At 70.0% G+C, this 13,441-nt stretch carries 8 protein-coding genes and 1 pseudogene; 5 read left to right on the top strand and 4 right to left on the bottom strand.

Annotation, left to right across the window (positions count from 1 at the left end; translation table 11 throughout):
• Positions 1-79: 79 nt before the first annotated feature.
• Together RHOOR92_RS0117645 and ligD are read left to right on the top strand one after the other, a co-directional pair.
• Complete coding sequence (locus RHOOR92_RS0117645) at positions 80-1,846, top strand: ABC transporter ATP-binding protein (RefSeq protein ID WP_027490842.1); 1,767 nt, start codon at positions 80-82, stop codon at positions 1,844-1,846.
• A gap of 267 nt (positions 1,847-2,113) precedes the next feature.
• Positions 2,114-2,962 (top strand): annotated as a pseudogene (gene ligD, locus RHOOR92_RS0117640) (non-homologous end-joining DNA ligase); the annotation flags it as partial.
• Between the two features lie 55 nt (positions 2,963-3,017).
• Here the strand turns inward: ligD and RHOOR92_RS0117635 are convergent.
• Genes RHOOR92_RS0117635 through fucP form a run of 4 tightly spaced genes read right to left on the bottom strand, consistent with a single transcriptional unit; the run spans position 3,018 to position 8,556 of the window.
• Positions 3,018-4,988, bottom strand: coding sequence for a M1 family aminopeptidase (locus RHOOR92_RS0117635; RefSeq protein ID WP_027490840.1), 1,971 nt, complete (start codon positions 4,986-4,988; stop codon positions 3,018-3,020).
• Between the two features lie 25 nt (positions 4,989-5,013).
• The gene (locus tag RHOOR92_RS0117630) at positions 5,014-6,240 is read right to left on the bottom strand and encodes an AGE family epimerase/isomerase (RefSeq protein WP_027490839.1); all 1,227 of its coding nucleotides are present in this window, start codon (positions 6,238-6,240) and stop codon (positions 5,014-5,016) included.
• Entirely contained in the window at positions 6,237-7,217 is a 981-nt protein-coding gene (locus tag RHOOR92_RS0117625) for a carbohydrate kinase (RefSeq protein WP_007507376.1), read from the bottom strand. The genes RHOOR92_RS0117630 and RHOOR92_RS0117625 overlap by 4 nt, the downstream gene beginning before the upstream one ends.
• 1 nt (position 7,218) lies before the next feature.
• Positions 7,219-8,556, bottom strand: a complete 1,338-nt coding sequence (gene fucP / locus RHOOR92_RS0117620; protein ID WP_027490838.1) for an L-fucose:H+ symporter permease — start codon at positions 8,554-8,556, stop codon at positions 7,219-7,221.
• Between the two features lie 181 nt (positions 8,557-8,737).
• Here fucP and RHOOR92_RS0117615 point away from each other — a divergent pair, with 181 nt between their 5' ends.
• From RHOOR92_RS0117615 to RHOOR92_RS0117605, 3 genes are all read left to right on the top strand, one after another.
• On the top strand, positions 8,738-11,041 hold the full coding sequence (locus RHOOR92_RS0117615) for a GH92 family glycosyl hydrolase (RefSeq protein ID WP_255326685.1): 2,304 nt from the start codon (positions 8,738-8,740) through the stop codon (positions 11,039-11,041).
• Between the two features lie 103 nt (positions 11,042-11,144).
• Positions 11,145-12,908: an ATP-binding protein gene (locus RHOOR92_RS0117610; protein WP_155950269.1), complete on the top strand. Its 1,764-nt coding sequence runs from the start codon at positions 11,145-11,147 to the stop codon at positions 12,906-12,908.
• A 9-nt stretch (positions 12,909-12,917) separates the two neighbouring features.
• Positions 12,918-13,364, top strand: a complete 447-nt coding sequence (locus RHOOR92_RS0117605; protein ID WP_027490835.1) for a response regulator — start codon at positions 12,918-12,920, stop codon at positions 13,362-13,364.
• The last annotated feature ends 77 nt before the right edge of the window (positions 13,365-13,441 follow it).

Genomic DNA, 13,441 nt, shown 5'->3' with positions numbered 1-13,441 from the left:
CAGGCGCTGGCGTCGATCGCGACGAAGCGCTGCCGCCACCGCGGCGGATCTTGCCGGCCATCCATCCGGATCAGCAGTGATGCCTGACGAACCATCGCCGGCGCAGGGCCACACGCTCGACCTGCTGCGTTCGCTCGCGCGCACGCTCAGCAGCGGCGACCTGGCGGAAATCGCCGCCTATGTCGCGTTGTCGCTGGCGGCGGCGCTGGTCGGCAGCCTTGCCGCGGTGCTGCTGGTACCGCTGGTCCAGCCCGGGCACACGTTGCAGCTGGCCGGCGGGATGTTCGACGTGGGCGGCGGCGTAGAGATGCGGGCCGCCGTCTTCGTCGCGGCCACCGCGGCCTTCGCCGTGTTGCGCTGGCTGGTGGCATGGCTGGGTGCGCGCCTGACCAGCCGTTACGGCACGACCCGGCGGCGCCTGGTGCATGCGCGGCTGGTCGATGCGCCGCTCGCCTCGCTGGCCGACGCGACCTCGGCGGAGATCGCGAACGTCCTGACCTACAACGTCGAAACCCTCACCCAGGGCTTCGCCGCACTGTTGCAGCTGCTGGTTGCCGGCATCACCACGATCGTCAGCCTGGGCTTCGCGTTCTGGGTGTCGCCGCCGCTGATGCTCACGGCGCCGCTGCTTGCCGGTTTCGCGCTGGTCGCATCGCGCATCTTCGGCCGCGAACAGTCGCAGGTCGGTCGCCGTTATGTCGCCGACATGACGCAGCTGTTCTGGCTCAGCGAGGATTTTCCGCGGCGCCTGCGCCACATCCGTTCGTTCGGGCGGGGGGACGCGGAAAAGGAAAGTTACGGCGCCATTTCCGCGGCGCTGGGCCACGGCTACCGGCGCCAACTGGAGCTGGTGGCGGCCGGGCGGCTGGTGCTCGAACTGCTGGCGGCGGCCGCGATCGCCGCCGTGCTCGTGCTCGCCTATCGCTGGCACGGCGTCGATCAGTCGTCGCTGATCGCGGTGTGCCTGCTGCTCGGGCGCCTGCTGCCGTATCTGGTATCGACCCGGCAGAGCTTCCAGCAACTGCGTTCGGCCGTCCCGGCTTTCGGGCTCTGGCAGCGCTACATGGACCTCGACACGATCCGTTCGCCGGCGACGCCATCGCCCGCCGGGCCGGGGACGGATCGACCGGCGCTGCACATCGAGCGGATCCGGTTGGCGCCGCCGCTGGCCGGTCTCGACGTGCGCCAGGTGAGCCTGCGGCCCGGCGAGCTGACCCTGATCCGCGGCGACTCCGGCATCGGCAAGAGCAGCCTGGTCGACGTGCTGGCCGGCATGGGCGTGCCCGGGGTTTTCGCGGCGCGGGTCGGCGGACACGCCATCGGCTTCGGCGAATACCGGGAACTCGTGCGGCACGGCGCCTATGTCAGCCAGGGCGTGCGCCCCTGGCAGCACTCGGTGCGCGAGTGCCTGCGCTGGGCGGCGCCCGAAGCCGGCGCCGAGCTGATGCAGGCCGCGCTGCAGGACGTCGGCCTCGACAGGCGACTGGCCGGCTCGCTGCAGGGCCTGGACACCGCGCTGCACAGCACGGAGAGCCGGCTCTCCGGCGGCGAGCTGCAGCGGCTGCTGCTGGCCCAGGTGATCCTGCGCCGACCCTTCCTGGCCGTGCTGGACGAAGCGACCAGCGCGCTCGACGCCGCATCCGAGATCGAGGTGCTGGCCGCCATGAAACGCCGGTTGCCGCAGACGATACTCGTCGTGGTATCGCACCGGGCCAGCGTGGCAGCGGTCGCCGACCAGTGCCTGAGCATCGACGGCGACCTCGTGGCGACGATGGCCGCGAAGGTGGATCCGTGCCACGCCGCGGCGCTGAAGCATGGCGGGCGCCCGCACGACGGGGCGCGCTGAGCTTTCGATCCGGTGCGGACGTTCGGGTGCCCCGGGCCGGCCGGCAGCGGCTTCGCGGACGGCGGGATGACGTTCCAGGGCAGGCTGGTCGACGCGCCGGGGTGTCGGCGGAAAGCCGGCCTGTGCCCCATTGGCGCCGCGTGCACACGCGGCGTGCCTACCATCGGCGCCACGCGGTGGCAGGGTGGCAAGGTGAGCGATTCCGACTCGAACCTGGAAACGGCGGCGCGCGGGCGCGTTGGTGCCGTGACCGTGCCGCCGGCGGCGATCAGCCATGCCGCGCGCGTGGTCTACCCGGACCGCGGGATCAGCAAGGGCGAGGTGGCCGCGTACTACGCCGCGGTGGCGCGCTGGATGCTGCCGGAGCTGGCGAACCGGCCGCTGTCGCTGCTGCGCTGCCCGGACGGGGTGGGCAGCGCCTGCTTCTTCCAGAAGCACCACACGCAGGCGCTGGGCCGGCACGTGCAAGTGGTCGCGCTGCGCGAGAAGGGCGGCGGCGTCGACGACTACCTGTACGTGCGCGACCTGGCCGGCCTGCTCGAGCTGGTGCAGATGAACGCGCTGGAGTTCCATCCGTGGGGTGCGCAGGTGGACCGGCCCGATGCGCCGGACCGGCTGGTGTTCGACCTCGATCCGGCGCCGGGCGTGCCGTGGCCGGCGGTGGTGGCGGCGGCGCGCGATATCCGTGCGCGGCTGCACGGGTTCGGCTTGCGGAGTTTCGTGCGCACCAGCGGCGGCAAGGGCCTGCACGTGGTGCTGCCGATCCGGCGCGGGCCGGACTGGGCCGCGGCGAAGCGTTTCTGCGCGGCGTTGGCCCGCGCACTGGTGGCGCGGCGGCCGCAGCAGTACGTCGCCAGCGCGAGCAAGTCGCGGCGGCAGGGCCTGATTTTCATCGACTGGCTGCGCAACACGCGCGGCGCCACCAGCGTGTGCAACTGGTCGCTGCGCGCCCGCGCCGGCGCGCCGGTGGCGATGCCGCTGCGCTGGGAGGAACTGGGGCGGGTGCAGGGCGGGGCAGCGTTCGACCTGCCCAAGGCGCTGAAGGGGGCGGCGGCGTTGCAGCGCGACCCGTGGGAGGGCATCGCCACGTTGCAGCAGGTGTTGCCGGAACTCTGAGCGCAACCCCGCCCGACCCTCCCCTGCGGGCAGGGGAGGGCGCAAGGCCCGGGCTTTATTTCACCCGCAGCGTGTTGTTCGCGCGCTGTGCGTCCGGCAGCGCATGCGCCGGGTCGAGGGTGGCCGTAACCACCTTGCGCGTGCCGGCCACGCGCACCACGTAGCTGCGATGCTGCTGCCAGGTTTCCACCGGCACGCGGATGTCCTGCTTGCTGCCGTCGTCGTAGACCACCTGCAGCATGGCCGGCAGCACCAGCCGGTCGAGGTTGGCCACGGTGACTTCGGCGCCGTGGCTCCAGTTGCCGTCGATCGGCGCCACCTTCTGCACGGCCAGGTCGAGCTGCCAGTTGTGCTCGTACCAGCCGCGCCAGAACCAGCCCAGGTCTTCGCCGGTCTCGCTTTCCATGAAGCGGAAGAAGTCCGACGGGCTGGGGTGCTTGTACGCCCAGGTGGCGATGTAGCGGCGGAACGCGGGGTCGAAGCGCTCCGGCCCGATGATCTGCTCGCGCAGCAGCGCCAGGCCGAACGCGCCCTTGAAGTAGCTGATCGGGTGGCGGTACTTCTCGCTCGTCATGTCGGCGCCGTTGAGCAGGGCGGGCGCGGCGGGATCGGCCAGCACGGCGGCGATCTCGTCGGCCGGCTTGCCGCCGCCGGGCGCGTACTCGCTGTCGCGCTTCGGCGCGTATTCGCCGTGGTTGAAGGCGTCGTCCTCGTAGACGTCGATGAAGGTGTTGAAGCCCTCGTCCATCCACGCGTCGCGGCGCTCGTTGCTGCCCACGATCATCGGGAACCAGATGTGCCCGATCTCGTGCGCGATCACCATGTGCAGGTTCTTGCCCTTGGCCAGCTTGTGGTCGAAGGTGATGCCCGGGTATTCCATGCCGCCGGCGGTGCCGGCCTCGTTGATCGCCACCGGCCACGGGTACGGATACCACTGCTTCGAGAAGTATTCGGTGGACGCCTTGAGGTATTCGGTGGCGCGGCCCCACGCCGCATCGCCGCCGCTCTCGGCCGGATAGACCGACATCGCCAGCGCGGTTTTCCCTTCGGGCAGATTGATCCGCGCGGCGTCCCACACGAATGCCTTCGACGCGCCGAACGCCACGTCGCGGGTGTTGTGCATGCGGAAGTGCCAGCTCAGCGTGCCGCTCTGTTTCGGACGGCTGGACGGCTGGGTGACTTCCTCGGGCGTGCGGATCATCACGGTGGCGTCGCTGTGGCGGGCCCGCTCCAGCCGCTGCCGTTCGGCTTTCGTCAGCACCTCGTCAGGGTTCAGCAGCTCGCCGGAGCCGGCCACGATCATGTCCCACGGCACGGTGACGGCGTAGTCGAAATCGCCGTATTCCAGGTAGAACTCGCTGTTGAGGTAGGGCGCGGTGTCCCACCCGCGCAGGTCGTCGTAGACAGCCATGCGCGGGTACCACTGCGCGATCTCGAAGATCTCGCCGTGCTTGCTGGGGTTGACGTCGGTGCGCCCGCCGAATTCGCCGGGCACGGTGTAGCTCCAGGCGACGTGCAGGCGCAGGCTGCCGCCGTTGCCCTTCAGTGCCGCGGGCAGCTGCACCTGCATGCGCGTGTCGGAAACCAGCCACTGCACCGGCTGCCTGTCCCCGTGCGCGTCTTCCACTTCCACCGACGCGATCTGGTAGCCGTCGGTGAACTCGGTGGGGAACTTGCTGGTGAAGGCGCCGCGGGCGTCGCGGCGGTAGCGGTTCTGGTCCAGCTGCAGCCACAGCAGGTCGAGCGCGTCGGGGCTGTGGTTGGTGTAGCTGATCACCTCGCTGCCGCGCAGCTGCCGCGTGGCCGGGTCGAGCGTGGCCTCGATCCGATAGTCGGCGCGGTTCTGCCAGAACAGCGGGCCGGGCTTGCCGCTGGCCGAGCGGTAGGCGGTGGCCGGCTGCGGGTAGCTGTACGGGGCGAACGCCTGCAGCGGATCGAAGCGCGCGGCCGCGTCGGTGGCGGCGAATGCGGGTGCCGCCAGCAGCATGGCGGCGGTGATGGCGAGGAACAGCGCGGGTTGGTTCATGCGGTGCCTTGGGGAAGGTGGGGGATCACGGCCGGCCGCCGGCACGCAGCAGCGCCAGCACGTCGTGGCAGGCGCCCATGGTGTGGTAGTCGGTCTTGCCGGCCGGGCTTTTCTCGTCGCTGTACTTGCGATTGTCACGGGTGAGGATGCGGTACCAGGCGCCGTGGCGGTGGTCGACCAGATGCTGCCACGCGTAGGCCCACAGTTTCCCGTACCAGTCGTCATAGGCCGGCTCGCCGGTGTGCGCATGCAGCCGCGCGGCGGCGGCCAGCGATTCGGCCTGCACCCAGAAGTACTTGTCGTCGTCGCAGACGCTGCCGTCGGGCGCGAAGCCGTAGCAGAGGCCGCCGTACTCGCCGTCCCAGGCGCGCGCCAGCGCGGTGTCGAACAGCTGCCGCGCGGTGGGCAGCAGCCAGTCCTCGTCATCGCCGCGCGCGCGCAGCAGCGGATCCATGGTCAGCAGCAGCTTCGCCCACTCGGTCTGGTGGCCGCTCTGGAAGCCCCACGGGCGGAACAGGTGTTTGGGGTCGTCGCGATGGTAGTCCCAGTCGATGGCCCAGTCGCGGTCGTAGTGCTCCCACACCAGCCCGCCGGCCAGCGCGGCCTGGCGGCGGGTCATGTGGTCGGCGAGGGTGTAGGCGCGATCGAGATAACGCGGCTCGTGGCTGGCCTGCCAGGCGGCCAGCAGCGCCTCGCACAGGTGCATGTTCGCGTTCTGGCCGCGGTAGTCGCTGAAGTGCCAGTGCGCGTCCGCCTCGTCGCGGTACAGCCCGGCGTCGGCGTCCCAGTAGCGCTGCTCCAGCAGGCTCCAGGTCTCGTCCATCCACGCGGCGGCCTCGGCGATGCCGGCCTTCACCGCGCTGGCGTAGGCCAGCAGCACGAAGGCCACGCCGTAGGCATGGTTGGTGCGGTCTTCCGGCTGCTCGTCGCGGATCGTCCAGGCGTAGCCGCCGGTGTACGGGTCGCGATGCACCTCGCGCAGGTAGCGCAGGCCGTGGCGCGCGGCGTCGAGGTACTCGTCGCGCAGCGCCGTGTCGTCGCCGAATTCGATCGCCGCCATCGCGTAGTTGAAGACGAAGCGGGTGCTGCTGACCAGGTGCCGGTGGTTGCGCTCGTAAATCGTGCCGTCGTCGCGGAAGTAGTGGAAGAAGCCGCCTTCCGGGTCGATCGCACGCGGGTGGTAGAACGCCATGGTCTGCGCGATGTGCGCGCGCAGGAAAGCGGCGGAGCGGAAGTCGGGAGTGGCGTTCATGCCTGGCGTTCCATGAAGGCCAATACCTCTTCGCCGCGCGGCATCGCGACGAACGAGCCCTGGCGGGTGACGGTGAGTGCGCCGCAGGCGGCGGCGAAGCGCAGCATCGCGTGCAGCCGCGGCAGCGCGACGACCAGGCGGTCGAGCCGGTCCGGGGTGGCTTCCAGCTCGGCCAGGCAGCACAGCAGGCCGCCCATGAAGGCATCGCCGGCGGCGGTGGAGTCGACAGTCTCGACCGCGTAGCACGGCAGCTCGCCTTCGGCCTCGGGGTGGAACCAGCGCAGCGGCCGGGCGCCGTCGGTCACCACCACCAGGCGGGTGCGGCCCAGCCACAGCCGGTCCAGCGCGGCCTGTTCGCCGTCGATCGCCAGCCAGGCGAATTCCTCGGCGGAGAGCTTCACCACGTCGGCCAGGTGCAGCGCCGGCCACAGCAGCGGGTGCGGATCGGCATCGGCCGGCCACAGCGCAGGACGCAGGTTGAGATCGAAGCTGACCAGTGCGCCGGCGCCGTGCGCGCGCTGCATGCCTTCGCGGGTGGTCGCGGCCAGCGCCGGATCCGTCATGCTGTTGGAGCAGACGTGGAACACGGCGACGTCGCGGAAGCCGTCGGCGCGGAAGTGCGCCGGGCGGAACAGCAGGTCGGCGGTGTGGTCGCGGTAGAAGCCGAAGCTGCGCTCGCCGCGCGCATCCAGCGTGACGAAGGCCAGCGCGCTGTTCGCCGCCTCGGTGCGCACCACGTCGGCGGTGCCGACGCCGGCCTGCTGCAGGCTGTCGAGCAGGAAGTCGCCGAAGCGGTCGCGCGCGAGCATGCCGGCGAAGCGCGCGTGTCCGCCCAGCCGCGCGGCGGCGACCGCCACGTTGGCCGGCGCGCCGCCGGCGAACGGCACGAAGCGGGCGGCGAAGCCGCGCGGGTCGAGGCCGTCGGCATGCAGGTCGATCAGTGCCTCGCCGAAGCACAGGATGGGCCGCGGCGGCATCTCAATGGGTTCCGCTGGCGTCCGCTGCCGGCAGGCTGCGGATGCGCGAACCGCGCAGGCCGTAGAACACGATGTACAGGTAGCACAGCAGCGGCAGGAAGAACGCGTGCTGCAGGCCGATGTGGTCGGCGAACAGGCCCTGCAGCGGCGGCATGATCGCGCCGCCGACGATGGCCATGATCAGCAGGCTGGACGCCTTGCTGGTCATCGGCCCCAGCCGCTCGATGCCCAGCGCGAAGATGGTCGGGAACATGATCGAGTTGAACAGGCCGATCGCGATGATGCTGTACATCGCCAGCGCGCCGCTGCTGGACATGGTGGTCAGCACCAGCAGCGCGTTGATCGCGGCGAAGGCGGCCAGCAGCTTGCGCGGCGAGAACGCCGCCATCAGCGCCGAACCGGCGAAGCGGCCGACCATCGCGCCGCCCCAATACCAGGACACGTACTTCGCCGCCTGCTGTTCGCTCAGGTGGCCGATCTCCGGCATCGACAGGTAGTTGACCATGAAGCTGCCGATCGACACTTCCGCGCCGACGTAGAAGAAGATGCCGAGTACACCGAACAGCACGTGCGGGTGGCGCAGCACGTCGGCGAAGCCGTGGCGCGCGTGGTCGCCCTTGTCGGTGGCCTCGCTCAGCGCCGGCAGGCGGAACAGCCACACGAACACCGCCAGCAGGAACAGCACCACCGCCAGGCCGATGTACGGCCCCTGCACCGCCTGCGCCTGCTGGGTGTCGTAGAGCAGGCGCTGCGCCGGTTCCAGCGCGGCCAGCTCGGTCGGACTCTTCACCACGTTGGACAGGATCAGCAATCCGCCGAACCACGGCGCCAGGAAGGTGCCGAACGAGTTCAGCGCCTGCGCCAGGGTCAGCCGGCTGGAGCTGGTCTTCTCCGGGCCGAGCAGGGCCACGTAGGGGTTGGCCGCCACCTGCAGCACGGTGATGCCGGTGGCCAGCACGAACAGCGCGCCGAGGAAGGCCGGGTACAGGTGCAGTCCGGCGGCTGGCCAGAAGCCCAGCGCGCCGACGCCGGCAATCGCCAGCCCGGCCACGATGCCCTTCTTGTAGCCCAGCGCGGCGACCAGTCGGCCGGCCGGCAGCGCCATCAGGAAGTACGCGCCGAAGAAGGTGAACTGCACCAGCATCACCTGCGCGTAGTTGAGCTGGAAGATCGACTTCAGGTGCGGGATCAGGATGTCGTTGAGGCAGGTCAGGAAGCCCCACATGAAGAAGATGGTGGTGAGCACGCCCAGCGCCATCGGGTGGCTGGTGTAAGGCTCGTGGCCGGCGTGCTCCGGCGTGGGCGCGGGCGTGGAAGACGGTGCAGCGGCAAAGGCCATGGCGGTATTCCGGTACGGGGTTGGTCGAGGGGTTGGGCGGAATCGGGCGCGGGACACGCCGCGGCGTCAATGTAACCGTTTTCACCGGCATGCCGATCGCGCGCCGCAACATGCCGCGCGGTGCTATTTTCAGCGCCTTGCCCACGGCCGACCGAGGTAGCCCATGTCCCGCACCATCGCGATGATGCTCGCCCTGCTGGGGTTCATGGCCAGTGCGCCGGCGCTGGCCGCGCACGGACATGCGGCCGACGTCGACCCGCGCATCGGTACCGGCGGCGATGGCCATACCTTTCCCGGTGCCACCGTGCCGTTCGGCATGATCCAGCTGTCGCCGGATACCGCGATGCCGGATTTCAGGCACGCCTACAAGTGGGCCGCCGGCTATCAGTACGGCGACAGCAGCATCCTGGGTTTCTCGCATACGCATTTCTCCGGCTCCGGCCATTCGGACCTGGGCGACGTGCTGGTGATGCCGATCGCCGGCGACGTGCGGCTGGAACCGGGTGACCCGGCCCGGCCCGGCAGCGGCTACCGCTCGCGCTTCTCGCACGCCAGCGAGGTGGTGCAGGCCGGCTACTACGCAGTGACGCTGGGCGATTACGGCGTGCGCGCCGAACTCACCGTCGGGCGCCGGGTCGGCTGGCACCGCTACACCTTCCCCGCCGGCAAGCCGGCCCACGTGCTGCTGGACCTGCGCCCGAGCATCTACGACTACCCCGGCAAGGTGCTGTGGGCCAGCCTGCGCGTGCATGCGGACGGTACCGTCAGCGGTTGCCGCAGCACCCGCGGCTGGGCGCCGGGGCGCGAGCTGTGCTTCGCCCTGCGCTTCTCTCAGCCGATGACTTCGCGCGAGCTGTACAACCGCGAGACCGACATCACCTACAAGGGTTTCAAGGGGCCGGGCAACCAGGCCGAGGATCGCGACGCGCAGGGTGGCCGCGCGCTGCTTGGCGTGTTCGATTTCGGCATGCTGAAGCAGCCGCTGGAGGTGAAGGTGGCGATCTCGCCGGTGAGCGAAGCGAACGCGATTGCCAATCTCGACCAGGACGGCGCCGGCTGGGACTTCGACGCCCGTCGCGCCGAGGCGAAGGCGGCCTGGGACCAGGCGCTGGCGGTGGTCGACGTGGACGCGCCGAAGACCGCGAAGACCCAGTTCTACACCGCGCTGTACCACGCCATGCTGTCGCCCACGCTGAGCATGGATGCCAACGGCGACTACCGCGGGCCGGACCACGCGGTGCACCGGGCCGAAGGCTTCGACTTCTACTCCACCTGGTCGCTGTGGGACGTCTACCGCGCGCAGCAGCCGCTGATGGTCCTGCTGCATCCCGAGCGCAGCACCGATTTCATCCGCTCGCTGATCGCCGCGCGCGCGGCCAGCCCGTTCGGCATCCTGCCGGTGTGGGCGTACCAGGGGCTGGAGACCTGGTGCATGATCGGCTACCACGCGGTGCCGGTGATCGCCGACGCCTACGTCAAGGGCGTGCGCGGCTTCGACGCGGGCAAGGCGCTTGAGGCGATGGTGGCCAGCGCCACCTACGCGCCGTACGGCGACCTGGCCGACTACATGAAGCTCGGCTACGTGCCGATCGACAAGGAGCCCGAAGGCGCCTCGAAGACGCTGGAATACGCCTACGACGACTGGTCGCTGGCGCAGATGGCGAAGGGGATGGGGCGCAGCGACGTCGCCGCCGCGTTCGGCAGGCGCGCCGGCAACTGGAAGAACACCTGGGATCCGCAGAGCGGCTTCATGCGCGCACGCCTGAGCGACGGCAAGTTCCGTGAGCCGTTCGACCCCGAGGCCGCCGGTTACGGCAGCGACTACACCGAGGGCAACGCGTGGCAGTATTCCTGGTACGTGCCGCAGGACGTGGCCGGGCTGATCGGCGCGATGGGCGGCGACGCGAAGTTCGTGGCCAGGCTCGATGCGCTGTTCGAGGCGAAGGTCGACCCGTCGCACTTCAAGCATGTCGAGGACATCACCGGCCTGATTGGCTGGTACGCGCACGGCAACGAGCCCAGCCATCACATCGCCTATCTTTACGACTACGCCGGCGCGCCGTGGAAGACGCAAGCCAGGCTGAAGCAGATCATGGACAGCCAGTACGCACCGCGTCCCGACGGCCTGAGCGGCAACGACGACCTCGGCCAGATGTCGGCCTGGTACGTGTTCACCGCGCTCGGCGTCTACCCGGTGACGCCGGGCAGCGACGAGTACGCGATCGGCCGGCCGTTCGTGGCGCGCGCCGCGCTCCACCTTGGCCACGGCCGCACCTTCACGATCAGCGCGTCGCCGCTGGACGATGCGCACCCCTACGTCGGCGCGGTGACCCTGAACGGCCGGCCGCTGCAGCGCAGCTACCTGCGCCACGGCGAGATCGTGGCCGGCGGCGAACTGCATTTCACCATGCAGGCGCAGCCGAACCGGGAGTGGGGCAGCGCGGCGTCGGCCCGGCCGGCGGCGATGAGCCGCTACGGGCGATGAACGGCGCGTCCGGCGACGCGCGGATGAAACATGCCAGAATGCAGCGCGAACCCTCCATCATGGGCCTGCCGATGCGGCGAGTGACATGACAACCCGGGGCATCATGCGCTGGCGTACCGTCGGCCTGTTGCTGGCGATGCTGATCATCGTCGGCCTGCCGTATATCGTCACCCTGCAGGGGGCGCGCGACACCGAGCAGGCCACCGAATGGGTGGTGCGCTCGACTGAGGTGAAGTCGCTGGCCTACCGGATCGCCTACGTCGTGCACGACAGCGAGGCAGCCACCTACCGGCTGCTGGCGGGCGACGTGAACGACGCCACGCGCGCGCGCGCGGCGCGGGTCGGCCAGGAAGTGCCGCCGCTGCTGCGGCAGCTGCGCCGGATGACGCGCGACAACCCCGACCAGCAGGCCCTGATGGGCTCGCTGGCCAGCGGCGTCAACGGCCGCGTCACCCTGATGAAGCAGGCGCTGGAGCGGCTGCGCCAGGGTAACCCGGACGGCGCCCGGCAGTCGCTGCGCGACGCCGACGACCTGTTCGGGATGAATGCGCAGATCGCCAGCATCGTGCAGATCGAGGACGGCCTGCTGCAGCAGCGCCAGGCCGCGGCGGCGCAGCAGTCCCGCAACGGGCGCATCGTGCTCTCGATCACCGCGCTGGCGCAGCTCCTGCTGCTGACCATCATCGTGATCACCTCCGAACGGCAGATCGGCCGACGCCAGCTGGCCGAGACCCGCGAAGGCCGCGCGGTGCTGCGTTCGCAGCTGATCTTCCAGGCGGTGCGCGAGCCGATCGCGCTGTTCGACGAGAACCTGAACAGCCTGCTGGTGAACAACGCCTTCAGCGAGCTGTACGGCATGGACCTGCGGCAGCGCTCGCTGCCGCTGGTGCAGATCGGCGAAGGCGCCTGGAGCGACGGCGTGCTGCTGCAACGCCTGAACGACGTGCTGCTGCGCGATCGCGAACTGTGGGACTACGAAGTGGTCCAGCGCACCGTCGACGGCATCGACCGCCACGTGGTGATCAACGCGCGCCGGCTGCAGCAGCAGGATGGCGGCACGCCGGCACTGCTGCTGACGGTCAGCGACGTCACCACGCGCGCGCTGGCCGAGCAGCAGGTGAACGAGCTCAACCGCCAGCTGGAAGGCAAGGTGGCGCAGATCTCCGACGTCAACCGCGAGCTGGAGGCGTTCAGCTATTCGGTGTCGCACGACCTGCGCGCGCCGCTGCGCCACATCGCCGGCTTCGCGCGCAAGCTGGAGCAGCACCTGGGCGACCGGATCGACGAGAAATCCGCCCATTACATCGAGGTGATCGCCGGTTCGGCGCAGCGCATGGCCGTGCTGATCGACGACCTGCTGGTGTTTTCGCGGCTCGGCCGCGGCGCGCTGCGGCTGCAGGCGGTGGACATGCAGTCGCTGGTCGACGAGGCGCGCGCGCTGGCCGAATCGGGCGTGTCGGGTCGGCGTATCGTGTGGGACGTCGCACCGTTGCCGATGGTGATCGGCGATGAGAACATGCTGCGCACGGTGTGGCAGAACCTGCTTGGCAATGCGGTGAAGTACACCGGGCATTGCGAGGTGGCGCGTATCGCGGTGAGCGTGCGGCAGGGCCGCAACGGCGACTACGAATTCACGGTAAGCGACAACGGCGCGGGGTTCGACATGCAGTATGCGGACAAGCTGTTCGGCGTGTTCCAGCGCCTGCACCGGGCCTCGGAATTCCCGGGCAACGGCATCGGGCTGGCCAACGTGCGACGGATCGTGGCGCGCCACGGCGGCCGCGTCTGGGCCGAGGCCGAACCTGGCCGGGGCGCCCATTTCCATTTCTCGCTGCCGGCCACCGATGCGGCCGGCACACGCACCTGAGAGCGAAGCATGAACAAGAGGGACCTTCGCACCATCCTGCTGGTCGAGGACAGCATGGCCGACGCCGAGATGGCGATGGACGCGCTCGGCGAGGCGAACCTGGCCAACCCGGTGGTGCACGTGGAGGATGGCGTGGAGTGCATGGATTATCTGCACGGTCGCGGCGCGTGGTCCTCGCGCGAGCCGGGCGATCCGGCGGTGGTGCTGCTGGACATCAAGATGCCGCGCATGAGCGGGCTGGACGTGCTGACCGCGATGCGCGGCAACGACAAGTTGCGCCGGATCCCGGTGGTGATCCTGTCCTCCTCGCGCGAGGAGAGCGACCTGGCGCGCAGCTGGGATCTGGGCGCCAACGCCTACGTGATCAAGCCGGTCGACGTGGACCAGTTCTTCGACGCGGTGCGTACGCTGGGGCAGTTCTGGGCGGTGCTGAACCAGGCACCCGAGCCGGAATGAACGAATGGAACGCGGCGGCCGTCCCGAACCTCCGCGGCGGGCGGCGCGAACGCACAGCGCAGCAGGGAACCCTATGC

The organism is Rhodanobacter sp. OR92 (genome assembly GCF_000427545.1).
Lineage (GTDB): Bacteria > Pseudomonadota > Gammaproteobacteria > Xanthomonadales > Rhodanobacteraceae > Rhodanobacter > Rhodanobacter denitrificans.
Note: the sequence above shows the minus strand (reverse complement) of the source record. Positions and strands in the feature narration are given on the sequence as shown.